30 protein-coding genes are annotated in these 24,484 nt (G+C 64.3%); 18 read left to right on the forward strand and 12 right to left on the reverse strand.

The genetic code is table 11. From position 1 onward, the window contains the following. Positions 1-12: 12 nt before the first annotated feature. The 7 genes from gloA to ACYVHH_RS13050 form a co-directional block, all read right to left on the reverse strand. Positions 13-426: a lactoylglutathione lyase gene (gloA, locus tag ACYVHH_RS13020; RefSeq protein ID WP_460565600.1), complete on the reverse strand. Its 414-nt coding sequence runs from the start codon at positions 424-426 to the stop codon at positions 13-15. Positions 427-431: 5 nt separating this feature from the next. Further along, positions 432-977, reverse strand: a complete 546-nt coding sequence (locus ACYVHH_RS13025; protein WP_460565601.1) for a PaaI family thioesterase — start codon at positions 975-977, stop codon at positions 432-434. Further along, the gene (gene nrdR, locus ACYVHH_RS13030) at positions 974-1,423 is read right to left on the reverse strand and encodes a transcriptional regulator NrdR (protein WP_460565602.1); all 450 of its coding nucleotides are present in this window, start codon (positions 1,421-1,423) and stop codon (positions 974-976) included. Before nrdR ends, ACYVHH_RS13025 begins: the two co-directional genes overlap by 4 nt. Positions 1,424-1,462: 39 nt before the next feature. Continuing rightward, positions 1,463-2,707: a serine hydroxymethyltransferase gene (glyA, locus tag ACYVHH_RS13035; RefSeq protein ID WP_460565603.1), complete on the reverse strand. Its 1,245-nt coding sequence runs from the start codon at positions 2,705-2,707 to the stop codon at positions 1,463-1,465. A 175-nt stretch (positions 2,708-2,882) separates the two neighbouring features. After that, positions 2,883-3,749 (reverse strand): transglycosylase SLT domain-containing protein, encoded by an 867-nt coding sequence (locus ACYVHH_RS13040; protein WP_460565604.1) that lies wholly within the window; start codon positions 3,747-3,749, stop codon positions 2,883-2,885. 529 nt (positions 3,750-4,278) lie between these two features. Next, positions 4,279-4,713, reverse strand: coding sequence for a DUF1841 family protein (locus tag ACYVHH_RS13045; protein ID WP_460565605.1), 435 nt, complete (start codon positions 4,711-4,713; stop codon positions 4,279-4,281). A 26-nt stretch (positions 4,714-4,739) separates the two neighbouring features. Continuing rightward, positions 4,740-5,378, reverse strand: coding sequence for a trimeric intracellular cation channel family protein (locus ACYVHH_RS13050; RefSeq protein WP_460565606.1), 639 nt, complete (start codon positions 5,376-5,378; stop codon positions 4,740-4,742). 65 nt (positions 5,379-5,443) lie between these two features. On the opposite strand from ACYVHH_RS13050, the gene ACYVHH_RS13055 reads away from it, so the two are divergent. The 3 genes from ACYVHH_RS13055 to ACYVHH_RS13065 all read left to right on the forward strand — a co-directional run bounded on the left by ACYVHH_RS13055 (position 5,444) and on the right by ACYVHH_RS13065 (position 7,404). Further along, positions 5,444-6,202, forward strand: coding sequence for a sulfite exporter TauE/SafE family protein (locus tag ACYVHH_RS13055; protein ID WP_460565665.1), 759 nt, complete (start codon positions 5,444-5,446; stop codon positions 6,200-6,202). Between the two features lie 55 nt (positions 6,203-6,257). Further along, the gene (locus tag ACYVHH_RS13060; RefSeq protein WP_460565607.1) at positions 6,258-6,875 is read left to right on the forward strand and encodes a nucleotide-binding protein; all 618 of its coding nucleotides are present in this window, start codon (positions 6,258-6,260) and stop codon (positions 6,873-6,875) included. Between the two features lie 73 nt (positions 6,876-6,948). Next, on the forward strand, positions 6,949-7,404 hold the full coding sequence (locus ACYVHH_RS13065; protein ID WP_460565608.1) for a MaoC family dehydratase: 456 nt from the start codon (positions 6,949-6,951) through the stop codon (positions 7,402-7,404). Between the two features lie 12 nt (positions 7,405-7,416). Here ACYVHH_RS13065 and trmL read toward each other — a convergent pair whose 3' ends face one another. Then, positions 7,417-7,878, reverse strand: a complete 462-nt coding sequence (trmL, locus tag ACYVHH_RS13070; RefSeq protein ID WP_460565609.1) for a tRNA (uridine(34)/cytosine(34)/5-carboxymethylaminomethyluridine(34)-2'-O)-methyltransferase TrmL — start codon at positions 7,876-7,878, stop codon at positions 7,417-7,419. Between the two features lie 10 nt (positions 7,879-7,888). Continuing rightward, entirely contained in the window at positions 7,889-8,611 is a 723-nt protein-coding gene (locus ACYVHH_RS13075) for a ComF family protein (RefSeq protein ID WP_460565611.1), read from the reverse strand. A 46-nt stretch (positions 8,612-8,657) separates the two neighbouring features. Here ACYVHH_RS13075 and ACYVHH_RS13080 point away from each other — a divergent pair, with 46 nt between their 5' ends. From ACYVHH_RS13080 to ACYVHH_RS13115, 8 genes are all read left to right on the forward strand, one after another. Next, the gene (locus ACYVHH_RS13080) at positions 8,658-9,587 is read left to right on the forward strand and encodes a class I SAM-dependent methyltransferase (protein WP_460565612.1); all 930 of its coding nucleotides are present in this window, start codon (positions 8,658-8,660) and stop codon (positions 9,585-9,587) included. Between the two features lie 134 nt (positions 9,588-9,721). Next, the gene (locus tag ACYVHH_RS13085) at positions 9,722-10,204 is read left to right on the forward strand and encodes a DUF2244 domain-containing protein (RefSeq protein WP_460565613.1); all 483 of its coding nucleotides are present in this window, start codon (positions 9,722-9,724) and stop codon (positions 10,202-10,204) included. A gap of 113 nt (positions 10,205-10,317) precedes the next feature. Continuing rightward, the gene (gene coxB / locus ACYVHH_RS13090; RefSeq protein ID WP_460565614.1) at positions 10,318-11,517 is read left to right on the forward strand and encodes a cytochrome c oxidase subunit II; all 1,200 of its coding nucleotides are present in this window, start codon (positions 10,318-10,320) and stop codon (positions 11,515-11,517) included. Positions 11,518-11,552: 35 nt separating this feature from the next. Further along, the gene (gene ctaD / locus ACYVHH_RS13095; RefSeq protein WP_460565615.1) at positions 11,553-13,163 is read left to right on the forward strand and encodes a cytochrome c oxidase subunit I; all 1,611 of its coding nucleotides are present in this window, start codon (positions 11,553-11,555) and stop codon (positions 13,161-13,163) included. 11 nt (positions 13,164-13,174) lie between these two features. Continuing rightward, positions 13,175-13,285, forward strand: coding sequence for a cytochrome oxidase small assembly protein (locus ACYVHH_RS13100; RefSeq protein WP_460565616.1), 111 nt, complete (start codon positions 13,175-13,177; stop codon positions 13,283-13,285). Between the two features lie 11 nt (positions 13,286-13,296). Further along, positions 13,297-13,908, forward strand: a complete 612-nt coding sequence (locus ACYVHH_RS13105; protein WP_460565617.1) for a cytochrome c oxidase assembly protein — start codon at positions 13,297-13,299, stop codon at positions 13,906-13,908. Beyond that, positions 13,905-14,111, forward strand: a complete 207-nt coding sequence (locus ACYVHH_RS13110) for a DUF2970 domain-containing protein (protein WP_460565618.1) — start codon at positions 13,905-13,907, stop codon at positions 14,109-14,111. Before ACYVHH_RS13105 ends, ACYVHH_RS13110 begins: the two co-directional genes overlap by 4 nt. A 68-nt stretch (positions 14,112-14,179) precedes the next feature. Next, the gene (locus ACYVHH_RS13115; RefSeq protein WP_460565619.1) at positions 14,180-15,061 is read left to right on the forward strand and encodes a cytochrome c oxidase subunit 3; all 882 of its coding nucleotides are present in this window, start codon (positions 14,180-14,182) and stop codon (positions 15,059-15,061) included. A 72-nt stretch (positions 15,062-15,133) separates the two neighbouring features. Here the strand turns inward: ACYVHH_RS13115 and ACYVHH_RS13120 are convergent, their stop codons facing one another. Further along, positions 15,134-15,364 (reverse strand): twin transmembrane helix small protein, encoded by a 231-nt coding sequence (locus tag ACYVHH_RS13120; RefSeq protein ID WP_460565620.1) that lies wholly within the window; start codon positions 15,362-15,364, stop codon positions 15,134-15,136. 15 nt (positions 15,365-15,379) lie between these two features. Here ACYVHH_RS13120 and ACYVHH_RS13125 point away from each other — a divergent pair, with 15 nt between their 5' ends. From ACYVHH_RS13125 to ACYVHH_RS13145, 5 genes are read left to right on the forward strand one after another with little or no spacing between them, the layout of a single operon-like run. After that, entirely contained in the window at positions 15,380-16,144 is a 765-nt protein-coding gene (locus ACYVHH_RS13125) for an SURF1 family protein (protein ID WP_460565621.1), read from the forward strand. Beyond that, positions 16,098-16,832, forward strand: a complete 735-nt coding sequence (locus ACYVHH_RS13130) for an SCO family protein (RefSeq protein WP_460565623.1) — start codon at positions 16,098-16,100, stop codon at positions 16,830-16,832. Before ACYVHH_RS13125 ends, ACYVHH_RS13130 begins: the two co-directional genes overlap by 47 nt. Positions 16,833-16,834: 2 nt before the next feature. After that, on the forward strand, positions 16,835-17,998 hold the full coding sequence (locus tag ACYVHH_RS13135; protein ID WP_460565624.1) for a COX15/CtaA family protein: 1,164 nt from the start codon (positions 16,835-16,837) through the stop codon (positions 17,996-17,998). Beyond that, positions 17,995-18,900, forward strand: a complete 906-nt coding sequence (gene cyoE, locus ACYVHH_RS13140; RefSeq protein ID WP_460565625.1) for a heme o synthase — start codon at positions 17,995-17,997, stop codon at positions 18,898-18,900. The genes ACYVHH_RS13135 and cyoE overlap by 4 nt, the downstream gene beginning before the upstream one ends. 5 nt (positions 18,901-18,905) lie before the next feature. Next, positions 18,906-19,523 (forward strand): SCO family protein, encoded by a 618-nt coding sequence (locus tag ACYVHH_RS13145; RefSeq protein WP_460565626.1) that lies wholly within the window; start codon positions 18,906-18,908, stop codon positions 19,521-19,523. Between the two features lie 28 nt (positions 19,524-19,551). Here ACYVHH_RS13145 and ACYVHH_RS13150 read toward each other — a convergent pair whose 3' ends face one another. Both ACYVHH_RS13150 and ACYVHH_RS13155 read right to left on the reverse strand, forming a co-directional pair. Beyond that, positions 19,552-20,529 (reverse strand): Bug family tripartite tricarboxylate transporter substrate binding protein, encoded by a 978-nt coding sequence (locus ACYVHH_RS13150; RefSeq protein WP_460565627.1) that lies wholly within the window; start codon positions 20,527-20,529, stop codon positions 19,552-19,554. A gap of 36 nt (positions 20,530-20,565) precedes the next feature. After that, positions 20,566-21,603 carry a CDP-6-deoxy-delta-3,4-glucoseen reductase gene (locus ACYVHH_RS13155; protein WP_460565629.1) on the reverse strand — a complete coding sequence of 346 codons (1,038 nt, stop codon included), beginning with the start codon at positions 21,601-21,603 and terminating at the stop codon, positions 20,566-20,568. Between the two features lie 72 nt (positions 21,604-21,675). Here ACYVHH_RS13155 and ACYVHH_RS13160 point away from each other — a divergent pair, with 72 nt between their 5' ends. Both ACYVHH_RS13160 and ACYVHH_RS13165 read left to right on the forward strand, forming a co-directional pair. Further along, positions 21,676-22,611 (forward strand): SDR family oxidoreductase, encoded by a 936-nt coding sequence (locus ACYVHH_RS13160; RefSeq protein WP_460565630.1) that lies wholly within the window; start codon positions 21,676-21,678, stop codon positions 22,609-22,611. Positions 22,612-23,303: 692 nt separating this feature from the next. Then, entirely contained in the window at positions 23,304-23,885 is a 582-nt protein-coding gene (locus ACYVHH_RS13165; RefSeq protein WP_460565631.1) for a recombinase family protein, read from the forward strand. The last annotated feature ends 599 nt before the right edge of the window (positions 23,886-24,484 follow it).

Raw genomic sequence — 24,484 nt, forward strand, 5'->3', positions numbered from 1 at the left:
CGTGCTCTTCGGTCAGCGCAGACCGGCTCCGGCTGCTTCGGCGTCGCGCTGGATCAGTTCGATCTTGTAGCCATCAGGGTCCGTCACAAAGGCAATCACCGTCGTGCCGCCTTTCACGGGGCCAGCCTCGCGCGTCACGTTGCCGCCAGCGGCCTTGATCTTCTCGCAGGCGGCGTAGGCATCAGGCACGCCCAGGGCGATGTGCCCGTAGGCAGTGCCCATCTCGTACTGCTCCACGCCCCAGTTGTAGGTCAGCTCGATCTCGGCCTGGCCAGGGTTGCCGCCGTCAAAGCCCAGAAACGCCAGGGAGTATTTGTACTCGGGGTTCTCGGACGTGCGCAGCAGCGTCATGCCGAGCACCTTGGTGTAGAAATCGATGGAGCGCTGGAGGTTGCCAACGCGCAGCATGGTGTGAAGGATTCGCATGCGCGTTATTGTGCGCGCATCTCGAAAACCAGGCAGGTCGTGGTGGCGTGAGCGTAGAGCGTGCCGTCCGGTCCCACCAGTTGGGCATCTGCCGTGGCGAGCTGGCGCCCGCAGTGGATGACCTTGCCGATGGCGCGCACGCGTTGTACCTTGGGTGTGAGCGCGCGCACGATGTTCACGCTCAGTTCGGCCGTGGTGTAGGCGCGGCCCACGGGCATCTTGGTGTGCACCGCGCAGCCCAGGGCCGAATCCAGCAGCGTGGCAAACCAGCCGCCGTGCACCGTGCCCATGGGGTTGAAGTGCTGCGGCCCGGGCGTGCCCTGGAACACCGCCTGCCCGTCAGCAACGTCCACCAGCAGAAAGTCCAGCGTGCGTGCAATGGGCGGGTAGGGCAGTTCGCCGTGTATCACCCCCTGCATGATTTCCAGCCCATTGCGCCCCGCCAGTTGCTGCGGGGTGGCAATGCCTGGGCCGGGGCCCGCCGCCAGGCGCTGCTGTACAGCCGCTTCGCGCGAGAGCCACTCGTCCAAAGTTGAAGTGGGCGCGTTCACTTGCGCACCTCGTCCACCAGAGCGCGGAATTCGTCGATGTCCTCGAAGCTGCGGTACACGCTGGCAAAACGTATGTAGGCCACCTTGTCCAGTTTCTTCAGCTCGCGCATCACCAGCTCGCCAATGCGGTGGCTGGCCACCTCGCGCGCGCCCTGGTTCAGCAGCTTTTCCTCGATGCGCTCCACGGCGGCGTCCACCTGCTCGGTGCTCACCGGGCGCTTGCGCAGGGCCAGGGTCAGGCTGCCGCGCAGCTTCGACGGGTCGTATTCGATGCGCCGCCCGTCCTTCTTCACAACCACCGGGAAGGTTACCTCTGGGCGTTCGTAGGTCGTGAAGCGCTTGTCGCAAGCGCCACAGCGCCGCCTGCGGCGGACAAAATCGCCTTCTTCGGAGATCCGGGTCTCCACCACCTGGGTGTCGGCGTGGCCGCAAAAAGGACACTTCATAGGCAAAAAAATGCCCCGGGCAAGGCCGGGGCAGTCTCGTCAGCGGTAGACCGGGAAACGTGCGGTCAAGGCAGCCACCTTGGCGCGCACGGCTTCAATGTTGGCCGGGTCGCGCGGGTTGTCCAGCACGTCGGCAATCAGGTTGGCGGTCAGGCGGGCTTCCTCGTCCTTGAAGCCGCGCGTCGTCATCGCCGGGGTGCCCACGCGGATGCCGCTGGTCACCATCGGCTTCTCGGGGTCGTTCGGGATGGCGTTCTTGTTGATGGTCATGTGGGCGCTGCCCAGCACGGCCTCGGCTTCCTTGCCGGTGATGCCCTTGGCACGCAGGTCCACCAGCATCACGTGGCTTTCGGTGCGGCCGCTCACAATGCGCAGGCCACGCTGGGTCAGCGTCTCGGCCACGATCTGGGCGTTCTTCACCACCTGCTGCTGGTAGGCCTTGAACTCGGGCGTCAGCGCTTCCTTGAAAGCCACGGCCTTGGCTGCGATCACGTGCATCAGCGGGCCGCCCTGCAGGCCGGGGAAGATGGCGCTGTTGATGGCCTTCTCGTGTTCGGCCTTCATGAGGATGATGCCACCGCGCGGGCCGCGCAGGCTCTTGTGGGTGGTGGAGGTCACCACGTCGGCAAACGGCACGGGGTTGGGGTACACGCCCGCGGCGATCAGGCCTGCGTAGTGGGCCATGTCCACCATGAAGATGGCGCCGATTTCCTTGGCCACCTTGGCAAAGCGCTCGAAGTCGATGCGCAGGCTGTAGGCCGACGCGCCCGCCACGATCAGCTTGGGGCGGTGTTCACGCGCCTTGGCTTCCATCGCGTCGTAGTCGATCTCTTCCTTTTCGTTCAGGCCGTAGGACACGACGTTGAACCACTTGCCAGACATGTTCAGCGGCATGCCGTGGGTCAGGTGGCCGCCTTCGGCCAGGCTCATGCCCATGATGGTGTCGCCAGGCTTGAGGAAGGCCAGGAACACGGCCTCGTTGGCGGAGGCGCCGCAGTGTGGCTGTACGTTGGCGGCGTCGGCACCAAACAGCTGCTTCAGGCGGTCAATGGCCAGCTGCTCGGCCACGTCCACGTATTCGCAACCGCCGTAGTAGCGCTTGCCCGGGTAGCCTTCGGCGTATTTGTTGGTGAGCTGCGAGCCCTGCGCCGCCATCACGGCCGGCGAGGCGTAGTTTTCACTGGCGATCAGCTCGATGTGGTGTTCCTGGCGTGCGTTCTCGGCCTGAATGGCGGCAAACAGCTCGGGATCGGCTTGTTCAACGAGGATGGAGCGGTCGTACATGGCAGTCCTGGATAGAGTGGATTCCCTGTGCGGTGACAAGGGCTGCCCAGGCGAACGGCTTGGCACCCCGCAGCTGGCTGCGACGGCGGTGCGCTTCCCCGTGGTGGCCCACGTCAGCTCGGGTGGCCGGTGGGGCCGCCCGGCCTATCGCCAGTTGCGCACGGGGTGGATTTTATCAGGAGGCGCTGGGACCGGGCTGGCCCAGGGATTTCGGGGAGGCTTCAGCCTCCAGCTCGTTGTCGCCGGGCAGGTTGGGCATCAGGGGCACCGTCGTGGACGGCGTGCTGCGCCGCTGGAAAGCGTTGAAGGCGACGCGCTGGCCCTGTGCCACGCGTTGCAGGCGCTCGTGCTCGGACATCACCTTGTCCACGTAGTCCGCGCCGTCGGAGGTGACGGCACCGACATACAGCTTCAGGCCGCCTTCCACGGAACCGGCACGGCGAATCGTTTCCTGCAGAACCTGCACGCCAACGCGCAGGTTGGTCACCGGGTCGAATGCCGCAAGGTTGCCGCCGAAGTCTTCGTACTTGTCCGTGTGCACCCGGGTCATCACCTGCATCAGGCCTTGCGCGCCCACTGGGCTTGCCGCGAAGGGGTTGAAGCGCGACTCGATGGCCATGACAGCCAGGATCAGGGTCGGGTCAATGCCCGTGCGTGAGCCAATGGCGTAGGCCTCGGCCACAAGCGCGCTCAGCGGTTCGGGTGCGACGCGGTACTTGCGGCTCAGCCAGTCTGCCACCTGTGCCTGCGCCTTGGGCAGTTCACCGGGGTTTGCAGCGGTCACTCGCTCCACCGCAGACGGGTCCACGGGGATGGTCTGCCCGGCGATCTGGCGCTCCATGAGCCAGCCGAACAGCTGGCGTTCGGCTTGGTCACGCAGGTCTGGCCGGGTCACGAAAAGGGTGACACCCACGGCCAGCACGAGTCCCAGCAGGGCCATGCTGTTGCGGGTGGTGGCAACGAAGCCGCGCACCACATCGTCCATGATGGTCAGGACGGTGCGGGCGATGCCGGGTTGCCTTGAAATGGTCGGCGCTGTCATAGCACGCTCCTTTCTATGCACACACACGAAATGCCCGCGCATGACGCGGGCCGTGGGTGCCTGGATTGGGGGTCGCCATTGAAAACCTAGGCAGGTCATCAACTTAGCCGGGTTCGGCAGCGTCCTAGGGCTAACCCTAGGGTTCGAGTTGGCGCGAATGGTAGGGGCATCTACATTCATCGTCAATACTTTTAAATCGTCTTTTTATTCTATTAAACGTATATTGAGAGCGATTGCAGAGTGCAGCCAGGGACGTTCCGGCCGACGAATTTCGTTCAATGGGGTGCCGGAGATCGATTGAAAATTTGAGCTTGCGCAGGTGAGTGCTGCGGGGGTACAGTGAAGCCGTTCGCGATGAACGCGAACAAACGCCCGCCACTCGGTTGCCCCTTGTGGCCCGGCGTCCAAATGGGAGCAATCTCTTGCTCCCAGGCTGGCGTGACATCGAACTCCGCCCGCCTGAGAACGGTCTGGGTTTTGGCCCACCGTAAAGCCCTGGCGGGTTCAGCCCGCCGGGGCTTTTATGCTTTCAGTCGCGTGTGGCGGCACGGCGCACTTGGTCTATGTAAGCCTGGCCGTCCGGCGGGCGGCCGCTGCGCTGGCTCTCCCACAGCATGCGCCCCAGGCATTCCATGACTTCGTGGTGGGCGTCGTGCAGCGAATCCTTCCGTGCCGCCAGCAGTTCCACCGCCTGCCGGATGCCCGGCGGCTGGTCAATGGAGCATTGTTCGCTGATGCTCAGGTGCATTGACAGGTGAAGGAAGGGGTTGTCTCGGGCATCGCCGGGTTCGTGCATCCGGCGCAGGGCCTCGTCCACATCGGACAGGTCGGCGTGGTACTCGGGGTGGCGCTGGATCCACTCGCTGGCCAGGATTTCGATGGCCTCCATCGGTTGCTGGTTCACCGTCTTGGTGTAAACCGAGCAGAAAAAGCGCCGCACATCGGCTTGAGAGGGTGTGAACATGGTGTGTATTGTCCTTTGGCGGGGTTTCACACCCGCCAGGGCGGCAGTTCCCAGTTGCGCCACACGGCCAGCGCACGCAGCCCGGCCGTGATCGCAATGCATATCAGCAAGGCCTGGCTGGCCGAGCCGCTGAGGTTCCACCAGCCGATGTAGGCCCAGCCGCCGGCGAATGCACAGATGGCATAGGGTTTGTGGTCGTGGAAGGCCCGGGGAATCTCGTTGCAGACCATGTCGCGCAGCACGCCCCCGAAGACGCCCGTCACCACGCCCATGAACACCGCCACCAGGGCAGGGGTGCCCGCATGCAGCGCCTTGCTGACGCCCGTGGCGGCGAACAGGCCCAGGCCGAGCGTGTCGGGCCACAGCATGGCGCGTTCCGTGGGGTCGAAATGCCGGTTCCGCATGAACAGCATGGCTGCCAGGCAAAGCAGCATCAGCGTCCACAGCCAGTAAACGTGTTCCACCCAGAAAAAGGGGCGCAGGTCCAGCAGCAGGTCGCGCAGCGTGCCGCCGCCAAATGCGGCCAGGAAAGTGACGGTGAAAACCCCCACGGCATCCAGCCGCTTGCGGGCTGCCGCCAGCAGCCCCGACAGGGCAAACGCCAGCGTGGCCGCCACTTCAACGGCAACGCGCAGCGACTCTGTCCATTGACCTATCTGGTTCATATGAACGAGATTGTCGCCGCAAGGCATGCGGGGTGAGCGGTCTGGCAGCGGTTACCATCGCGCCGGTGAACTTCGCGCCCATCACCGACCCCTGGTTTTATGCCGTCTCCGTGCCTGCCGTGCTGTTGCTGGGTATCAGCAAAAGCGGTTTCGGGGCGGGTTTTGGCTCCCTGGCCGTGCCCATGATGGCGCTGGCGGTCACCGTTCCGCAGGCGGCGGCCATTCTGATGCCTCTGCTGTTGGTGATGGACCTGCTGGGCGTGGCGGCTTTCCGCAAGGATTTCGATGCCCGCCTGCTGCGTTTCATGATCCCCTGTGCGCTGGTGGGCACGGTGATCGGCACGCTGCTCTTCAGGCTGGTGGATGCCAGGGTGGTGGCTGGTGTGGTGGGCGGGCTGACCTTGCTGTTCCTTGCGCAGCGCCTGTTGTTTCCTCCTCGCCCGGATGCGCCCCCGCCGCCGCGCTGGCTGGGCGCCGTGCTGGTTGCCACGTCCGGTTTCACCAGTTTCGTGGCCCACGCTGGCGGGCCGCCGGTCAATGCCTATGTCATCCCGCTCAGGCTCAAGCCCGTGGTGTTCACAGCCACCATGGCGGTGCTCTTTTTCGTGGTCAACCTGAGCAAGTGGATTCCGTATGCGTGGCTGGGTCTGCTGGACTGGCGCAATTTCGCCACCTCCCTGGTGCTGCTGCCGTTGGCCCCGCTGGGGGTGTGGGTCGGCGTGAGCCTGGCGCGGCGTATCCAGCCAAAGCTTTTCTACCGCATGGTCTACCTGGGCATGTTCCTGACGGGGGTGAAACTCGTCTGGGACGCCCTGTTGGGCTGACGGGCACCACCGCAGCGGCCTTGCTACCATACTGCCACGCAAGGAGGGTACACAGATGACCATCATTGTTGTCGCCAACCCCAAGGGCGGGGTGGGCAAGTCCACGCTGGCCACCAATGCCGCTGGCTACCTGGCCAAGCGGGGGCACGCTGTCATGCTGGGCGACGCCGATCGTCAGCAGTCTTCCGGCACGTGGTTGTCGCTGCGCCCGGCCCAGGCCAGGCCTATTGCGGGCTGGGACGCTTCGGGCGACGAGGTGCTCAAGCCGCCGCGTGGAACCACGCACGTGGTGTTGGACACGCCAGCCGGTTTGCATGGACGCCATTTGAAGGAGGTGCTGCGCCGAGCGGACAAGCTCCTGATCCCCTTGCAGCCCAGCATTTTTGACATTTACGCCACCCGCGCGTTCCTGGACGAGCTGCAGGAACGCCGGAAGACGTCGGCGCTGGACATTGGCGTGGTGGGCATGCGGGTGGACGCACGCACCATTGCCGCAGACAAGCTGCAGGAGTTCGTCGGCGGTCTGGGCTTGCCAGTGCTGGGGCATTTGCGCGACACGCAGAACTACATCCACCTGGCGGCGCGCGGCTTGTCATTGTTTGACGTGCAGCCTGCCCGCGTGGCCAGGGACCTGGAGCAGTGGGAGCCCATTTGCGCCTGGCTGGAGCGTTGACGCTGCGTGTTTGCCGCCCGGCTTGTCGCGGGCTGGACAGCCGGGGCGGCCGCCCGTGCCTAAAGTGCGGGCCATGAAGACCTTCGACACCTTGCATGACCTGGCAGCTTGCGCGGGCCAGACCGTGGCCGTCAGTGACTGGCATACCGTCACCCAGGAGCAGATCGACCTGTTTGCCCAGGCCACCGGCGACCACCAATGGATACATGTGGACCCCGAGCGTGCCAGGTCCGGGCCCTTTGGCGCCACCATCGCCCACGGGTTCCTGACGCTTTCTCTCGTGCCCAGGCTGCTCGAGTCGTCACTGGTGGTGACCGAGGCCCGCATGGGCGTCAACTACGGCTTGAACCGCGTCCGCTTCACTGCGCCGGTTCCGGTGGGCAGCCGCCTGCGCGGGCATTTCATGCTGCAGGCCGCCCAAGCGCTGCCCGGCAATGGCTGGCAGTTCACCTGGACGGTCACCGTGGAGTGCGAGGGTGCAGGCAAGCCTGCGTGCGTGGCGGAGTTTCTTGCCCGCCTCTACCCCTGAAGGCCTTGTGAATCAGGCGAAGCCCTGCTGACGCCACGCTTCGTAGACCACGACCGCTACCGCGTTGGAGAGGTTGAGGCTGCGCTGGCCAGGGCGCATGGGCAGGCGGAGCTGCTGCTCTGGAGCGAAGGTCTCGCGCAGAGCCTGGGGCAGGCCGCTTGTCTCCGAGCCGAACACCAGCCAGTCCCCCGGTTGGAAGGTCACGTCGTGAACGGTGCGCTGGCCACGTGTCGTCATCGCGAAACAGCGCCGGGGGGCAGGTTTCTCCTGCACCAGGAAACTGCCCCAATCTGCGTGACGGCGCACCTCGGCGTATTCGTGGTAATCCAGACCGGCACGGCGCATGTGCTTGTCGTCCATGGAAAAGCCGAGCGGCTCCACCAGGTGCAGCGTGCAGCCGGTGTTGGCGCACAGCCGGATGACGTTGCCGGTGTTCGGCGGAATTTCGGGGTGGACGAGGACGATGTGAAACATGGGTCGGCGATTATTCCACGGCACCTGGCGCCGGGGTGCGTGCGAACACCAGGCCGCTGACCGTTGCGGCTCCTGCTTCACGCAGCACGAGCGCGGCCGCCTGCAGGGTGGCCCCCGTGGTCATCACATCATCCACCAGCAGCACGTGCCGTCCAGCCACGGCACTGCGGCGACCGGGAGAGCACTGCAATGCCTGGCGGGCGTTGGCGAGCCGCTGTTCCCGTGGCAGGGTGTGCTGGAGCCGGGCGTCTGCTTCGCGCTCCAGCAGGTCGGGCCACGCCACGGCCTTTGAACTCGAGGCGGCGCGCAGCCCCTTTACCAGTTCCCAGGCCTGGTTGTAGCCCCGTTCGCGCAGCCGAGCAGGTGTCAGCGGCACGGGCGCGATGAGGTCGGCCTCGTCCAGCAGCGTCCGGGCCTCGGGTGTTTCCAGCATCCAGCCAGCCAGTTCACGGGCCCAGGCCGGTTGCCCCTGGAACTTGAACCGGGCGACGATGTCCACCCAGGGGTAGGAGTAGGTCACGCGCGCATGACAGTTCTCCAGTGGGGTCAACGGCGCCTCCTGGCAACGCACGCAGCGCAGCAGCCCGGGGGCAAGGGGCAGCGCGCAGCCTGGGCAGCGCGACTGCGCGCTGCCAAGCCGCTGCATGCACATATCGCAGACGCGGCTGGAAGGCCAGCGGCTGCACACCGCGCAGACGGAGGGCCAATGCAGGCGGCTGGGCAGGATGCGCATCGGATGAATATACTGCCCGGTTCCCTTTTCTCCTTGCCTGCGCCCCATGGATCACCCCCTTGCCCACAACGCCGCCATCGTGCCAGGCCTCGATCCGGTGGCCTCGGGGCGCTGGCGCGCCATGTCGCGCCAGGGCAGCCCGTGGCTGCACGAGGAAGTCGGTGGCCGGATGGTCGATCGCCTGGGCTGGTTCAAGCAGGTGCCGCAGGACTGGCTGGACTGGTCGCCGCTGCTTGGCGGCCTGGCCACGCACAGGCGTCTGCGGGACGTTTATCCGGATGCGGGCGTCTGGATCGCGGGCGATCAGGCGGCGCAGGCGGCGAAGTTGCTCGGGCGCAGAGGCGGTGCGCGCGCTGCCATGCGGCAGCCGTTCAAGTGGTGGGCGTCGGCGCCCAGGGTGTTGGCCGATGGGGAGGCTGCAGAGCTTGCCGAGATGGTCTGGGCCAACATGGCGCTTCACCTGACCCACGACCCGCGCAGTCTGCTGCAGCGCTGGCGCCAGCTCTTGCGCGTGGGGGGCTTCCTGATGTTCTCCAGCCTGGGGCCGGACACGCTGCGCGAGGTGCGCGCGGTGTACGCCCAGAAAGGCTGGCACCCGCCGGCCCATGCGCTGACCGACATGCACGACTGGGGCGACATGCTGGTCGAAACCGGCTTTGCCGAGCCGGTGATGGACATGGAACGCCTGACGCTGACCTATCCCAACGCAGAGCGGTTGTTGCAGGACTTGCGCGACTGGGGCCGCAATCTCCACACCGAGCGGCCGCGCGGCCTGCTTGGAAGAGGCCATCGCCAGGCTCTGGTGGATGCCCTGGAGAGTGGCTTGCCACGCACTGGGGAAGGGCTTTTGTCGGTCACTGTCGAGGTGGTGTACGGACACGCCTTCAAGGCAGCGCCCAAGGTCAAGGTAGCGCCATCAAGCACCGTCTCCGTGGACGACATGCGCGCCATGCTGCGCGGAGGCGGCGCGAGGTAAGCACCTGCCATCCGCGCCCGCCAGGATTCCTGTGAAAGCGCGGCTACAATTGACATAGATCAAGGTTTTTGGGGTCTGGTCCCCTCCTGTCCGGCCGTTCTGACGGCGACCGGCTCCCTGATGGTGCGTTGTCCGTGACGTCTTTGCACACGACTTTCCGGTTCGCAACGGTGTCCCCCGCTGGGGTGGAATGGTTGTTCAAGCGCAACTGTTCGCTCACTCCCGTGCAAATGGGGATCACCTACGCGTGCCTGTGTGGTGTCTCGCTGTCCGTAGCAGGTTTCTTCTGGTGGAGCGGCGCGCCTCTGGTGCTGCCCTTCGCGGCAATCGAGCTGCTGGCGGTGGGTGTGGCGTTTTTGCTGTATGCCAGGCATGCGGCAGACCGTGAACGCATCTTTCTGGGGGCGGGCCGTCTGGTGGTGGAGTGGGAGTGTGCCGGCAAGATCAGGCGCGAGGAATTCGCGAGGGACTTTGTGCAGGTGGCGCCAACTGCTCTGGCAGATGCGCTGATCGAGGTGCGAGGGGGCGGGCGTCATGCCAGCGTGGGGCGCTACACCCGCGCCGAATTGCGGTCTGCCCTGGCACAGGAGATCCGTCTCGCGTTGCGGGTAGCCTGACCTTACCCCGGTTGTCTCTAGGGATAGTCCGGGTTACTGGATGGTCTGAAAGTTTGGTGTAATTGGCGTTGATATAAATCAATGCTTATATTTGAGGCAAAAAAGTGAGCACGATGAAAAAAACAGGTCACTCTGTACATCAGCGATGGGCGTCTGCCAAGACGGCCATCGGTGCGCTGGTCGCCAGCAGCGCCGCATGGCTGTCCCCGGCTGCCCACGCCGTCAACGATCTGCCGGGCGGCCCCAAGGTCAACGGGCTCAACTTCCAGCCGGCGGCCACCCGCATCGCTGAAGAGCTGCACGGCCTGCACTGGTTCATGCTGGCGCTGTGCGCCGTCATCTTCGTGCTGGTGTTCGGTGTGATGTTCTATTCCATCGTCAAGCACCGCAAGGCTGCTGGCCACAAGGCGCAGGAACTGCCCGAACCCCTGTGGGTGGAACTTGGCTGGACCATCGTGCCGCTGCTGATCGTCATCGGCATGGCGCTGCCCGCCACCAAGGTGGTGGTGGCCCAGAAGGACACCACCAACAGCGACCTCACCATCAAGGCCACCGGCATGCAGTGGAAGTGGGGTTACGACTACCTCAAGGGCGAAGGCGAAGGCATCGGCATCGTCTCCACGCTCGACAACGCCCAGCGTGTCATGTCCAACAGCGGCAAGCCCGAGCCTGGCGTGGACGACTACCTGCTGAAGGTGGACAACCCCCTGGTGGTGCCCGTGGGCAAGAAGGTGCGCATCATCACCACTGCCACCGACGTCATCCACGCCTGGATGGTGCCGGCTTTCGGCGTGAAGCAGGATGCCATCCCCGGTTTCGTGCGTGACGCCTGGTTCCGTGCTGAGAAGACCGGCGACTTCTACGGCCAGTGCGCCGAGCTGTGCGGCAAGGAGCACGCCTACATGCCCATCCACGTGAAGGTGGTGACCGCCGAGCAGTACACCGCCTGGGTGGAAGAGCAGAAGAAACTGATGGCCGCCAAGGCCGACGATCCGAGCAAGGTCTGGACGCTGTCCGACATGATCAAGCGTGGCGAGTCCGTGTACGCAGCCAACTGTGCTGCCTGCCACCAGGCCAACGGCAAGGGCGCTGGCCCGATCAAGGCGCTCGATGGCTCCACCATCGTGACCAACGCAGACCACAAAGTCATGCTCGACGTGCTCCTCAACGGCGCAGCTGGCGGTGCCATGCCTGCCTGGAAGCAGCTGTCGGACACCGAAATCGCTGCTGTCATGACGTACACGAAGAACAGCTGGTCCAACAAGACCGATCAGATCGTTCAACCGGCGCAAGTGCTGGCCGAGCGCAAGTGACCACGGACAGATCTTGAAATAAAGAGGATATCGACATGAGTGCAGTTCTTGATCACCACGACGCGCACGATCACCACCACGCTCCGACGGGGTGGCGCCGCTGGGTGTTCGCCACCAACCACAAGGACATCGGTACGCTGTACCTGCTGTTCAGCTTTGCCATGCTGATCTTCGGCGGCGTGCTGGCCCTGGGCATCCGTGCTGAACTCTTCCAGCCCGGCCTGCAACTGGTCAACCCCGAGCTGTTCAACCAGTTCACCACCATGCACGGCCTCATCATGGTGTTCGGCGCCATCATGCCGGCCTTCGTGGGTTACGCGAACTGGATGATCCCGCTGCAGATCGGCGCGTCCGACATGGCATTCGCGCGGATGAATAACTTCAGCTTCTGGCTGATGATTCCCGCTGCCATCATCCTGGCGCTGGGCTTCTTCATGCCGGGTGGCGCACCCGCCGCCGGCTGGACGCTGTACGCGCCGCTGACGCTGCAGATGGGCCCCTCCATGGATGCCGCGATCTTCGCGATGCACATCCTGGGTGCTTCCTCCATCATGGGCTCGATCAACATCATCGTGACCATCCTGAACATGCGCGCTCCCGGCATGACGCTGATGAAGATGCCCATGTTCTGCTGGACCTGGCTGATCACCGCCTACCTGCTGATCGCCGTGATCCCCGTGCTGGCTGGCGCCATCACGATGACGCTGACAGACCGCCACTTCGGCACCAGCTTCTTCAACCCCGCTGGCGGCGGTGACCCGGTGATGTACCAACACATCTTCTGGTTCTTCGGCCACCCCGAGGTGTACATCCTGATCCTGCCGGCTTTCGGTATCGTCAGCCAGATCATCCCGGCGTTTGCCCGCAAGAAGCTGTTCGGCTATACCTCCATGGTCTACGCCACCGCTTCCATCGCCATCCTGTCCTTCATCGTGTGGGCCCACCACATGTACACCACCGGCATGCCGGTGACGGGTCAGCTGTTCTTCATGTACGCGACCATGCTGATCGCCGTGCCGACGGGTGTGAAGGTGTTCAACTGGATCGCCACGATGTGGAAGGGCTCGATGACCTTCGAGACCCCGATGCTGTGGGCCGTGGGCTTCATCTTCGTGTTCACCATGGGTGGCTTCACGGGCCTGATCCTGTCGATGGCGCCTATCGACCAGAACCTGCATGACACCTACTACGTGGTGGCCCACTTCCACTACACCATGGTGGCTGGCTCGCTGTTCGCCCTGTTTGGCGGTTTCTATTACTGGGCGCCCAAGTGGAGCGGCGTCATGTACAACGAAACGCTGGGCAAGGCGCACTTCTGGCTCTCGCTGATCTTCTTCAACGTGACCTTCTTCCCGCAGCACTTCCTGGGTCTGGCCGGCATGCCCCGCCGCTACGCCGACTATCCCATGCAGTTCGCTGACTTCAACATGCTGTCGTCCATCGGCGCATTCGGTTTCGGCTTGATGCAGGTCTTCTTCTTCCTGTTCATCGTGGTGCCGGTGATGCGTGGCCGTGGTGAAAAGGCTCCCCAGAAACCCTGGGAAGCTGCCGAAGGTCTGGAGTGGGAAGTGCCGTCCCCGGCCCCCCACCACACCTTTGAGAACCCGCCCAAGCTGGACGCCACGGCGACCAAGGTGATCGGTTGATGAGCGTGGCCATGACTCCCGAGCAACGCAAGAAGAATGTCCGCCTGGCGCTGATCCTGGCGTCGGTGGCCCTCGTCTTCATGGGCGGGTTCATGGTCAGGATGATTTACTTCGGGCGTTGACCGCAAGCGATATGGGCCTGCGCAAAGAAAACCTACGCATGACGGGCAAGCTGGTGGTGATTGCCGCCGGCATGTTCGCCTTCGGGTACGCCCTCGTGCCGATCTACCGAGCCATCTGTGAGGTGACCGGGCTGAACATCCTGGCCCTGGCAGAGCGTGAGGTTCCCGGTGTGAAGGGCAAGATGCCTGCGAACACCCAGGTGGATACGTCCAGGCTGGTAACGGTGGAGTTCGACACGAACGTGCGCGGCCCCTGGGACTTCAAGCCCGTGGTCCGTTCCCTGCAGGTGCATCCCGGTGAGTTGACCACCGTGATGTACCAGTTCCAGAACATCCAGAACCGCACGATGTCCGCTCAGGCGATCCCGAGCTACGCGCCGCGGCAGGCGGCGAGTCATTTCAACAAGCTGGAGTGTTTCTGTTTCTCGCAGTACACGCTGGCGCCGGGCGAGAAGAAGGAGTGGCCGGTGGCTTTTGTCATCGACCCGCGCTTGCCCAAGGACGTGACGACGATCACGCTGTCATACACCTTCTTTGAGGTTGGCATGCAGACCCCGATGCCCCCGCAGGCCAAGGCTGGCGAGGGTGCCGTGAAGGAGGCCGCCGGTGGGGCGGGCGTATGACACGACAGGGTCCGCAGGGGCGGTCCTCCGTGTGGAGGACAGTGAAGGCCGTGCTCTGGAGTTTCCTGGGTATACGCCGGCGCAAGGACTTCCACGAGGATGTCTCGCAGCTCAAGCCCTTGCACCTCATGGTGGCAGGCGTGATCCTGACCTTCGTGTTCGTCATCGGTCTGATGGTATTGGTGAATGTGGTGGCAGGGTGAGCGCTCGGCGCGGCATCCCTGTCCGGTCAAGGTTTTGAATTCATAAGCGAAAGCAAATAGGAGTGAGCATGTCAGCAACAACGCACGGCACGACGCCTTACTACTTTGTGCCGGGACTGTCCCGGCACCCGGTCCTCGCGTCGATGGGCCTGTTCTTCGTGATCCTGGGCGCAGGTCAGTGGGTCAATGGCGCCAGCTGGGGCCCGTACTCGGTGGCCTTCGGTCTGGCATGGTGGCTGATCGTCCTGTACCAGTGGTTCCGTGACGCGGTGACCGAGAGCGAAGGTGGCCTGTATGGCCGCAAGATCGACATCTCCTACCGCTGGAGCATGAGCTGGTTCATCTTCTCCGAGGTGATGTTCTTCGGCGCCTTCTTTGCCGCGCTGTGGTGGGCCCGTGCCCACTCGGTGCCTGCCCTGGGCAACATCGAGAACGCGTTGATCTGGCCCGACTTCCAGGCCGTGTGGCCGAGCATGCAGGCGGGCGCCACCGCGTCGCCCGCAGGCATCGTCGAGCCCTTCCAGACGATGGGCCCGTTCTGGCTGCCCACCATCAACACGGCGCTGCTGCTGTCTTCTGGCGTGACGCTGACGATCGCTCACCATGCCCTGCAGGACGGCAACCGCAGCAAGACCATCGCGTTCATGTGGCTCACCGTGATCCTGGGCGTCGTGTTCCTGTTCGTGCAGGGCTACGAATACGCTCACGCCTATGCCGACCTGAACCTGAAGCTCAGCTCCGGCGTCTTCGGCTCCACCTTCTTCATGCTGACCGGCTTCCACGGTTTCCACGTGTTCGTGGGCATGCTGATGCTGCTCGTGATCACCCTGCGTCTGCAGAAAGGCCATTTCACCAAGGAGCGTCACTTCGGCTTCGAAGGCGCGGCTTGGTACTGGCACTTCGTGGACGTGGTGTGGCTGGGTCTCTACATCCTGGTGTACTGGCTCTGATATTGCCGCACGCTGACACGGCAACAAAAAAGCGCCCCAGGGCGCTTTTTTGCTGTTTGAAAAGGCTTGTGGTTACCGCAAGGGCAGGCCGGTGGGCTGTATCCAGCCCGCAAGGTAGCTGAGCAGCACCACGATGAAGAGCAGCACGGAAAAACCCACCCGCAGCGCGAGGGCCCGGGCCATGCGCCTGGCTTTCTTCTCGTCGCTTTCGGCGTTGTTCTGCGGGCTGCGCATCATGAACACCAGCGCTGCCGCAAGGCTGCCTATGATGGCCACGAAGGCCCCGATGACCAGATATTTCATGTACCGGATTATCCGATGACTGCTGTACCTGCCCGACCCCGGCGCGCAACTTTCTGGCTCGTCACCCTGGCGGCGGTGCTGGCCATGGCTTTGACGGCTTCTTTGGGCTTTTGGCAGCTGGGCCGGGCGGCACAGAAGGAAGCGCTGCAGGCGCAGCGGGATGCGCGCGAGGGGTTGCCTGCGCTGGGGTGGAGCGAGCTGCGGGACGCGGCATCTGCGCCCGGTGCCGCCGCCGCACTGGCAGATCTGCATGACCGGAGCGTGCTGCTGCAGGGGCGCTGGGTGCCCGAGGCCACGGTGTTCCTGGACAACCGGACGATGAACGGGCGAGCTGGTTTTTACGTGGTGACGCCGCTGCGCCCTGTGGGCGAGGGGGCAGCCATCCTGGTGCAGCGCGGCTGGGTTGCCCGCCGTTTTGATGACCGCTTGGCCTTGCCTGCCATCGATACCCCTGATGGAGTCGTCGAACTGACAGGCCGATTGGCCCCGCCGCCCAGCAAGTATTACCAGTTCGAAGGGGCGCCGGAGGGGGCAATCCGGCAGAATATCGAACTCGACGCCTTTTCGGCAGAATGGCGCGTGCCGCTGCTGCCTGCTTCCATTCAGCAGACTGCGCCCCAAGGCGCCGCCGATGGCATGCTCCGCGATTGGCCAAGGGTCGGTCTCGACGTCCACAAGCACTACGGCTATGCCTTCCAATGGTTTGGCCTGTGCGCACTGATTGCTTTTCTGTATGTCTGGTTCCAATTCATCGCCCCGCGCCGGCGCAGCGCAGCCTGAGCCTGTGCCATCGTCCGCCTCCGCGCCCCGTGACGAGCCGCTGACGTTGACCGTCTACGACATGCCCGACCTCGGTTCGGAAAGCGCCCGCAGGGTGGCGGACACACGCGCCGGCCGCTGGAAGATGCTCATGGTGCTGCTGGTCTGCGCCGCTCCGGTGATCGCGTCCTACTTCACCTACTACGTGGTGCGTCCGGAGGGGCGCCGTAACTATGGCGAGCTGATTGAACCGCCCGTGGCCATGCCTGCCCTGCAGGCGGTGGACCTGAAGGGGCAGACGGTGCCGCTGGACTCGCTCAAGGACCAATGGCTGTTCGTGAGCGTGGCCGACAGCGCCTGTGACGCGCAGTGCGAGCGCCACCTCTACCTGCAGCGGCAGCTGCGCGAAGGCCTGGGCAAGGACAAGGACCGCCTGGACTGGGTCTGGCTGCGCACCGGCAGCGTTGAATTGAGCGAACCCTTGCGCAAGGCAACGGCCCAGGCGGCCGTGCTTCACATGGACGAGGCAGCCATTGCCTCCTGGCTCCAGCCCGCAGCCGGGCAGCAGCTGAAGGATCACCTTTACGTGGTCGACCCTTTGGGGCAGTGGATGATGCGTTTCCCGGCAGACGCCGACCCCACGCGCATGCGGCGTGACTTGGAGCGCCTGCTGCGGGCGTCCACCTTCTGGGACCAGGCGGGGCGCTGAACATGGATCAGCAGGTGCTGTACGACTACGCGCCCGTGGCGCGCATGATGCTGCTGGGCGTGGTGATCGCCCTGGGGCCGCTTGCATGGATCTGGTTGCGCAAACGCGATGCCAGCCCTGCGCAGCGCCTGGCCTGGCTCACAGGCCTGACGCTGTTCCTGACCTTCGATCTGGTGCTGTTTGGCGCCTTCACGCGGTTGACGGATTCGGGCCTGGGCTGCCCCGACTGGCCGGGTTGCTACGGCAGTGCCAGCCCTTTTGGCGCCAAGGTCTCCATCGCCGCGGCGCAGGAGGCGATGCCCACCGGGCCGGTCACCTTTTCCAAGGCCTGGATCGAGATGATCCACCGCTACCTGGCAACGGCGGTGGGGGTGCTTATCCTGGTCATGGCCAGCGTGGGCTGGATCGAACGCAAGCGCCTGAACGTGTCGGTCGCCTGGCCGCTCGTCACGCTGGCGTGGGTCTGTCTGCAGGGGGCTTTCGGGGCTTGGACGGTGACCATGAAGCTGTTCCCGGCGATCGTGACCATGCACCTGCTGGGCGGGTTGGTGTTGCTGGCCTTGCTCCGGGTTCAGGCAGTGCGTTACGGGCAGGCCTTCGGTTCGGTCGCAGGCTGGGCGCGGCAAGGCCTGGGCTGGAGTGTGTTCACCCGACGCGCCCTTTGGGCCCTGTTTGCAGTGGTGTGGCTGCAGATCGCCCTGGGGGGCTGGGTGAGCACCAACTACGCCGTGCTGGCCTGCCGCGACTTCCCCACCTGCCAGGGCAGCTGGTGGCCGCCCATGGACTTTTCCGGCGGCTTTGAACTGTGGCGCCACCTGGGGGTGCAAGGCTCGGGCGAAGCGTTGCCTTTTGCCGCGCTCACCGCCATCCACTACGTGCACCGGCTGATGGCCTATCTGGTGCTTGCCCTTCTGCTGGCGATGGCCTGGCACCTGCGCTGCCAAGGTCACGCAGGTCATGCGCGCTGGCTGCTGGCCCTGGGCGGCTGGCAGCTGCTGACGGGGCTTTCCAACGTGGTGCTGGAATGGCCGCTGGTGGCGGCCGTGGCCCACACGGGGGGCGCGGCCGCCCTGGTGGTGATCCTGACTGGCTGGCTCACCGTCCTGTCGCCCGTAAAAGCCCCACAGGGGCGCGCTTCAACCCTGCCCGACGAGCAACCCGCATGAGCAGCCCTGACCTGTCCCTGTCCACCCCGCTGCCCCCCACGTGGCGGCAGTTCTACGCGCTCATGAAGCCGCGTGTGATCCAGCTCATCGTGTTCTGTGCCCTCATCGGCATGGTCTTGGCCGTGCCTGGCTTGCCTTCGTGGGAGCAGGTGGTGCTGGCCGCGGTTGCGTGTTTCGGCATCTGGCTGGTGGCAGGCGCTGCCGCCGCCTTCAATTGCGTGGTCGAGCAGCACATCGACGCCAAGATGAAACGCACCGCCTGGCGCCCGACCGCCAAGGGCGAGTTGACCAACGCGCAGACACTGACCTTTTCCGCCATTCTTTGCGCCATCGGTTCGGTCATCCTCTACGTGTGGGTCAACCCGTTGACGATGTGGCTGACCTTCGCCACCTTCGTCGGGTATGCGGTCATCTACACGGTGGTGCTCAAGCCGCTCACGCCGCAGAACATCGTCATTGGCGGGGCTTCCGGCGCCATGCCGCCCGTGCTGGGGTGGGCCGCCATGGCCGACGCTGTCACGCCTGAATCGCTCATCCTCTTCCTCATCATCTTCCTGTGGACGCCGCCGCACTTCTGGGCGCTGGCCTTGTACCGGGTGGAGGACTACCGCAAATCAGGTCTGCCGATGCTCCCGGTGACCCACGGTTCCGAGTTCACGCGCTTGCAGATCGTGCTGTACACGCTGATCCTGTTCGCGGCTTGCCTGCTGCCGTTCGTGATGCGCATGAATGGCTGGTTCTACCTGGTGGCGGCCGTGCTGCTCAACCTGGGCTTCTGTGCCTATGCGTTCGCGCTGTGGCGCAACTATTCCGACCAGCTCGCGCGCAAGACTTTCCGCTTTTCCCTGATCCACCTGTCGCTGCTGTTCGCGGCCATGCTGGTGGATCACTACCTGGTATGAGACTGATGAAAACCTCCAGCGAACCCACGGGGCGCCGCCGTGCCTTGCGCGGCCTGCTGGGCGGCGTGGCACTGGCCGCGCTGCTTGCCAGCGGCTGCAGCGAGAAGCCTGCCTTTCAGGGCATCGACATCACCGGGGCGGACTACGCCACGGGCTTCAGCCTGACCGACCACAACGGCCAGAAGCGCACGCTGGAGGACTTTCGCGGCAAGGTGGTTGTGATCTTCTTCGGGTACACGCAATGCCCGGACGTCTGCCCGACCTCGATGACCGAGCTGGCCCAGGCCAAGGCGCTGCTGGGCCCCTTGGGGGACAAGCTGCAAGGCTTGTTCGTGAGCGTGGACCCCGAGCGCGACACCCCCGAGATCATGCGCGAGTACATGGCGAGCTTCGACCCGTCTTTCCTGGCGCTGTACGCCGAGGCTGACCAGTTGCCCGAAGTGGCCAAGTCGTTCAAGGTCTACTACAAGAAAGTGGACGGCAAGACCCCAACGTCTTACACCATGGACCACTCGGCGGGCAGCTATGTGTTCGACCCGCAAGGGCGCGTGCGGCTGTACCACCGCTACGCCAGCGGGGCCGAGGGCCTGGCCGCAGACGTGAAGCGCCTGCTGGAGGAGTAGGGCAGCGGCCAGGCCGCTGCCGTCCTGGTCAGCTCACGGTCGCGCCGCTGATCTTGACCGCGCGCTGGTACTTGGCGCGCTCGCGCTCCATGAAGGCGCCAAAGGCCTGCGGCGTCGTGGGGGCAGGTTCGGCCATCAGGTTGGCGAAGCGGGCCTTCACCTCGGGCGCGCGCAGGGCCTGGGCGAACACCTGGTTCAGCCGTGCGACCACGTCGGCAGGTGTGGCGGCGGGCACCACCAGCCCCCACCAGGTGTCGATCTCGAAGCCCGGATAGGTCTCGGCGACGGTGGGAATGTCGGGCATCGCCGGGCTGCGCTGCGCTGTCGTCACCGCCAGAGCCTTCAGCTTGCCCGCGCGGATGTTCGGGGCGGCCGTGGCCAGGTTGTCGAAGTTGAAATCCACCTGGCCCGACAGCAGCGCCACCTGGGCGGGGTTGCCGCCGTTGTAGGGGATGTGCAGCGCAAAAATGCCGGCCTGGTTCTTGAAAAGCTCGCCCGCCAGATGCCCGGCGCTGCCGTTGCCGCCTGAACCGTAGTTGAGTTTGGCGGGGTTGGCCTTGGCGTATTTCACCAGGTCCGCCAGCGTCTGGATGCCCAGCCGCTGTGCGGTCTCGGCGTTGACCACCAGCACGTTGGGCACGCGCAGCATCTGGGTGACGGGCTGGAAGTCCTTGGCCGGGTCATAAGGCAGCTTGGCGAACAGCCAGGGATTGATGCCGTGCGACGCGGTGGTGGCAATGCCCAGCGTCAGACCGTCGGGGGCCGCCTTGGCGGCCGCTTCCATGCCAATGTTGCCGCCGGCACCCGGGCGGTTCTCGATGATCACGGGCCCGCCGAGCTGGTCACGCACCTGTTCGGCCAGAATGCGAGCGGTCACGTCGATGGGGCCGCCCGCCGCGAACGGCACGATGATGCGCGTGACCTTGCCCGCCTGGGCGTGTACCCACGGCGTTGCGGCTGTGGCCGCTAGGGCCAGGCTGGTCTGGATCAGTTGTCGGCGTTGCATCGTGTCGTCTCCTGGTTGTCGTGATTGGCTGGGCGGTCAGGCAGCGGGGTGCTTGTCTTTCTCCGAGGTGAAGGAGTCGGCGTAGAACTCCTCGTCAGGCAGGCCAGCCGCCACGTAGTCGCGGTGTGCGGATTCAACCACAATGGGCGCGCCGCAAGCGTACACCTGGTGGCCCGACAGGTCGGGGAAGTCCTGCAGCACGGCCTGGTGGACGAAACCTGTGCGGCCGGTCCAGTTGTCCTCGGGCAGGGCATCGGACACCACGGGCACGTAACGCAGGTTGGGCATGGTGGCGCATTGCGCCTCGACCCAGGCGTTCTGGTACAGGTCGGCCGGGCGGCGGCCGCCCCAGTACAGCGTGGTGGGGCGCGTGATGCCCTTGTGCTGCATGTGTTCGATCAAGGCCTTGATGGGCGCAAAGCCCGTGCCGGAGGCCAGCAGGACGATGGGCTTGTCGCTGTCTTCGCGCAGGAAGAAGCTGCCGTAGGGGCCTTCGATGCGCAGGATTTCCTTTTCCTTCATGGCGCCGAAGACGTGGTCGGTGAACTTGCCCCCCGGCATGTGGCGGATGTGCAGCTCCATGCCCGGCTGGGTTTGCTGCAGGTGCGGGGCGGTGGCCATGGAGTAGCTGCGGCGCGCGCCGTCGCGCAGGATGAATTCGACGTACTGGCCCGCGTGGTACTGGAAGGTGTCGCTGGCGGGCAGCTGGAGCTTGAGGATCACCACGTCGTGGGACGCGCGCTCCAGGCTGTTGACGCGTACCGGCATCTTCTTGATGGGGAAGGCGCCTGCTTCGGTCACTTGCTTGGATTCCAGCACCACGTCGCTGGTGGCGGTGGCGCAGCAGGTCAGCACGAACCCAGCGGCTTCCTCTTCGGGGCTGAGCGCCTTGGTCTGGTGGGTGCCGTGCACCACGGTGCCTTCGAGCTTCTTGCACTTGCACGAGCCACAGGCGCCGTCCTTGCAACCGTAGGGCAGGCCAATGCCCTGGCGGATGCCTGCGGCCAGGATGGCTTCGTCGGGGTTGGAGGTGAAGGTGCGCCCGCTGGGCTGGACGGTAATGGTGAATGTCATACTGCTGAGTGTTGCGGTGCGGGGCCGTTCTGGCTCCGTAAACGTTGGATTTTCTCAAATTTGGTGAGGCGCATGGTCTGGATGGGTGCTTTGCCCGCGCGGTTCCGCCGCGAGCGGGTCTTGATCGTGGGATGTGGTGACGTGGGTTTGCGCAGCCACCAGGTGCTGGGCGCGGGCAAACGCGCACGTGTGCTGGCGTTGACTTCTTCGCCCGAGCGTGTGCAAGGGTTGCGGCAGGCGGGCATCACGCCGTTGCAAGGCAACCTCGACGACCCAGCCAGCCTGCGCCGCCTGGCCGGTGTGGCCACGCGGGTGCTGCACCTGGCGCCACCCCCTACCGAAAACCTGGCGGACTGGCGCCAGGACCCCCGCACGCGCGCCCTGACGCGCGCGCTGTCCACGCGTGGCCGGCCCGCGGCGCTGGTGTACGGCTCCACCTCGGGCGTGTATGGCGACTGCGGTGGCGAGTGGGTGAGCGAGACACGAGACACTGGCGCGACCACGCCGCGAGGGTTGCGCCGGGTGGATGCGGAGCAGACCCTGCGCTGGTATGGCCGCGCCTTTGGCGTGCCCGTGACCCTGCTGCGCATTCCTGGTATCTACGCGCCAGACCGCGAGGGCGGCACACCGCGCGAGCGCCTGTTGCGCGGCACCCCGGTGCTGCGGCCCGAGGACGACGTGTTCACCAACCACATCCACGCGGACGACCTGGCGCGGGCCTGCGTGGCCGCCCTATGGCGGCCCAGGGGGCAGCGTGTCTTCAACGTGAGCGACGACACAGAAATGCTGATGGGGGACTACTTTGACCTGGCGGCCGACTTGTACGGCCTGCCTCGCCCTGAGCGCATTGCGCGAGAAGGGGCGGAACAGCGCCTGTCGCTGATGGTGTTGAGCTTCATGAACGAATCGCGCCGCCTGCGCAACGAGCGCATGAAGAAGGAGCTGCGCCTGCGGCTGCGTTACCCGACGGTGCGCGAAGGGCTGGCCACGGCACCGTTGCAGACATGAAAAAAGGGCAGCATCTTTTGGATGCTGCCCTTGCGATCTGGTGCCGGGGGCCGGAGCTTCGGCACATCAAGCAACTGCCTAAGTGTTTGATTTTCAAGCACTTCTTTGCGGTTGTCATTGACGAACTACCACGAATCATACCACGCGGCTTTCTGGGGTAGGTGTGCCAAGTGGCGATGTGGCGTTTGCGTGTGGCGCTCCGAAATATTCAACATAAATTTTGGAGCCATCCCCACCGTAAGCGCTAACAGCGTATCCCCCCGGTAGCCGGGTCACGGTCACCCAAAAGTACCAATTACCCACGCTGGCACATCGAACACCAAAGACCAAGCCCCTGTGACGACCGCAACCACGGTAGTTGGTGGGAACACTGTCATGAAGAACATTCCCCAACTGCCCAACTGGTAAGCAAGCCAGTACCAGTAAAACAGTCCACCCCAAAAAAACAGCATAAACAATACGCCGGGGATAGTGGCAAGCCAACCCATTCGATATGACACGGAAACAATCTCCTTCCCAGAGCAAAAAACGGGTGAGATTTTAAGAAGCTTAGGTCACAAGGTACACCTCATAAGCCATCCTTCGGGGCCACCCTTCATGCTGGATCAAAGCTGTTGACATTCAATGAGCCACCCTGCACAATTTGAGCCATAGGTTTTGATCCTATGTGTACTTGCAGGAGAGAGTGACCCATGTCAGCAGTGATTGCCTATCTCCGTGTCAGCACCGATGATCAGACCACGGAGAACCAGAAGAGGGACATAGAGGCCCGCTACAGCGTTTCCAAATGGTTCAGGGAAGTTGGGGTGTCTGGAGCCATTCCAGCCGCTCAGAGGCCCGCTATGGCCCAGCTTCTGGCCTATGTGCGGGAGGGTGACACAGTGATCGTGACAGCCATCGATCGACTCGGACGCAACACCATCGACGTACTGACCACGGTCGAAACGCTCAAGGCCAAGGGGGTGTCCTTGGTGTCCATGCGGGAGGGGTTCGACTTGGCAACCCCAGCAGGAGAGTTCATGCTCACCATGCTTGCCGCTGTGGCGAAGCTGGAGAGGGACAACATCAAGGCCCGACAGATGGCCGGGATTGAGAGGGCGAGGGCTGAAGGTAAGAACCTTGGGCGAGAGAAGGTGATCGACGATGCCACGGTGGCCCAGTGGCGAGACGACAGCAGCGCCAGCATCAAGGCCACGGCGGATCACTTCGGTATCTCGACGGCATCGGTCAAGAGGGCGTGTCAGGCGTTGAGGTCCGCTTTGCCTGCTCGATAGACGGCATCATCTGTGCAGGAAGCCCAAAAAGCCGCTCAGAGGCCCGCTATGGCCTTTTTCTTCGCTTTGAGTAGGGTGGGTTCCATCTCAATCAAAAACGGCTCCTCATGGCTTTTGGGTGGCTTTATGGTGGCTTCTGTTCTGGGGCATCCATCGATCACAGTCACGCTATTACCACACAGTTATGGGGGAGAAACTCCCCCGGGGAACTCAAGGTGCGCTCGGTGAAGACTGCGTACTCGTTCCCGCTAACTGGCACTTTACGTCTCTGACTCTTCGTTGTGGACCGTGGTCCTACCCCAAACGGGTAGTTGACCCACCGCACCGGGGGGAACATCAGACACGAGAGGTAGGGGAGGTGGTAGCCCCCTGTCGAACTCGGACGACCCATCAAGTCATGGGGTGTGCTGGGTAGCGGGGAATCTAAGGTGGCTGGTGAAGACTTCCTCTTCAGTTTCACCTTAGGTTCCCTACAGTGTTACCGAACAGTTGGTGGTGATGATGATTTACTCACGATCCAGTTCTAACCTCGTCAACCTCTCATGACCTCTGCCCCTTCTTCGGGGAGCCTGTCCAAAAACAGGCTGTCATGGGAGGTT

It is taken from the genome of Hydrogenophaga aquatica, from assembly GCF_054780915.1.

What these genes read in the sequence shown, in the direction of transcription:
- gloA (WP_460565600.1), bottom strand. Translation starts at nt 426, where the DNA reads ATGCGAATCCTTCACACCATGCTGCGCGTTGGCAACCTCCAGCGCTCC.
- nrdR (WP_460565602.1), bottom strand. Translation starts at nt 1,423, where the DNA reads ATGAAGTGTCCTTTTTGCGGCCACGCCGACACCCAGGTGGTGGAGACC.
- glyA (WP_460565603.1), bottom strand. Translation starts at nt 2,707, where the DNA reads ATGTACGACCGCTCCATCCTCGTTGAACAAGCCGATCCCGAGCTGTTT.
- ACYVHH_RS13040 (WP_460565604.1), bottom strand. Translation starts at nt 3,749, where the DNA reads ATGACAGCGCCGACCATTTCAAGGCAACCCGGCATCGCCCGCACCGTC.
- ACYVHH_RS13045 (WP_460565605.1), bottom strand. Translation starts at nt 4,713, where the DNA reads ATGTTCACACCCTCTCAAGCCGATGTGCGGCGCTTTTTCTGCTCGGTT.
- ACYVHH_RS13050 (WP_460565606.1), bottom strand. Translation starts at nt 5,378, where the DNA reads ATGAACCAGATAGGTCAATGGACAGAGTCGCTGCGCGTTGCCGTTGAA.
- ACYVHH_RS13060 (WP_460565607.1), top strand. Translation starts at nt 6,258, where the DNA reads ATGACCATCATTGTTGTCGCCAACCCCAAGGGCGGGGTGGGCAAGTCC.
- ACYVHH_RS13065 (WP_460565608.1), top strand. Translation starts at nt 6,949, where the DNA reads ATGAAGACCTTCGACACCTTGCATGACCTGGCAGCTTGCGCGGGCCAG.
- trmL (WP_460565609.1), bottom strand. Translation starts at nt 7,878, where the DNA reads ATGTTTCACATCGTCCTCGTCCACCCCGAAATTCCGCCGAACACCGGC.
- ACYVHH_RS13075 (WP_460565611.1), bottom strand. Translation starts at nt 8,611, where the DNA reads ATGCGCATCCTGCCCAGCCGCCTGCATTGGCCCTCCGTCTGCGCGGTG.
- ACYVHH_RS13080 (WP_460565612.1), top strand. Translation starts at nt 8,658, where the DNA reads ATGGATCACCCCCTTGCCCACAACGCCGCCATCGTGCCAGGCCTCGAT.
- coxB (WP_460565614.1), top strand. Translation starts at nt 10,318, where the DNA reads ATGAAAAAAACAGGTCACTCTGTACATCAGCGATGGGCGTCTGCCAAG.
- ctaD (WP_460565615.1), top strand. Translation starts at nt 11,553, where the DNA reads ATGAGTGCAGTTCTTGATCACCACGACGCGCACGATCACCACCACGCT.
- ACYVHH_RS13100 (WP_460565616.1), top strand. Translation starts at nt 13,175, where the DNA reads ATGACTCCCGAGCAACGCAAGAAGAATGTCCGCCTGGCGCTGATCCTG.
- ACYVHH_RS13105 (WP_460565617.1), top strand. Translation starts at nt 13,297, where the DNA reads ATGGGCCTGCGCAAAGAAAACCTACGCATGACGGGCAAGCTGGTGGTG.
- ACYVHH_RS13110 (WP_460565618.1), top strand. Translation starts at nt 13,905, where the DNA reads ATGACACGACAGGGTCCGCAGGGGCGGTCCTCCGTGTGGAGGACAGTG.
- ACYVHH_RS13115 (WP_460565619.1), top strand. Translation starts at nt 14,180, where the DNA reads ATGTCAGCAACAACGCACGGCACGACGCCTTACTACTTTGTGCCGGGA.
- ACYVHH_RS13120 (WP_460565620.1), bottom strand. Translation starts at nt 15,364, where the DNA reads ATGAAATATCTGGTCATCGGGGCCTTCGTGGCCATCATAGGCAGCCTT.
- ACYVHH_RS13125 (WP_460565621.1), top strand. Translation starts at nt 15,380, where the DNA reads ATGACTGCTGTACCTGCCCGACCCCGGCGCGCAACTTTCTGGCTCGTC.
- ACYVHH_RS13130 (WP_460565623.1), top strand. Translation starts at nt 16,098, where the DNA reads ATGTCTGGTTCCAATTCATCGCCCCGCGCCGGCGCAGCGCAGCCTGAG.
- ACYVHH_RS13135 (WP_460565624.1), top strand. Translation starts at nt 16,835, where the DNA reads ATGGATCAGCAGGTGCTGTACGACTACGCGCCCGTGGCGCGCATGATG.
- cyoE (WP_460565625.1), top strand. Translation starts at nt 17,995, where the DNA reads ATGAGCAGCCCTGACCTGTCCCTGTCCACCCCGCTGCCCCCCACGTGG.
- ACYVHH_RS13145 (WP_460565626.1), top strand. Translation starts at nt 18,906, where the DNA reads ATGAAAACCTCCAGCGAACCCACGGGGCGCCGCCGTGCCTTGCGCGGC.
- ACYVHH_RS13150 (WP_460565627.1), bottom strand. Translation starts at nt 20,529, where the DNA reads ATGCAACGCCGACAACTGATCCAGACCAGCCTGGCCCTAGCGGCCACA.
- ACYVHH_RS13155 (WP_460565629.1), bottom strand. Translation starts at nt 21,603, where the DNA reads ATGACATTCACCATTACCGTCCAGCCCAGCGGGCGCACCTTCACCTCC.
- ACYVHH_RS13160 (WP_460565630.1), top strand. Translation starts at nt 21,676, where the DNA reads ATGGTCTGGATGGGTGCTTTGCCCGCGCGGTTCCGCCGCGAGCGGGTC.
- ACYVHH_RS13165 (WP_460565631.1), top strand. Translation starts at nt 23,304, where the DNA reads ATGTCAGCAGTGATTGCCTATCTCCGTGTCAGCACCGATGATCAGACC.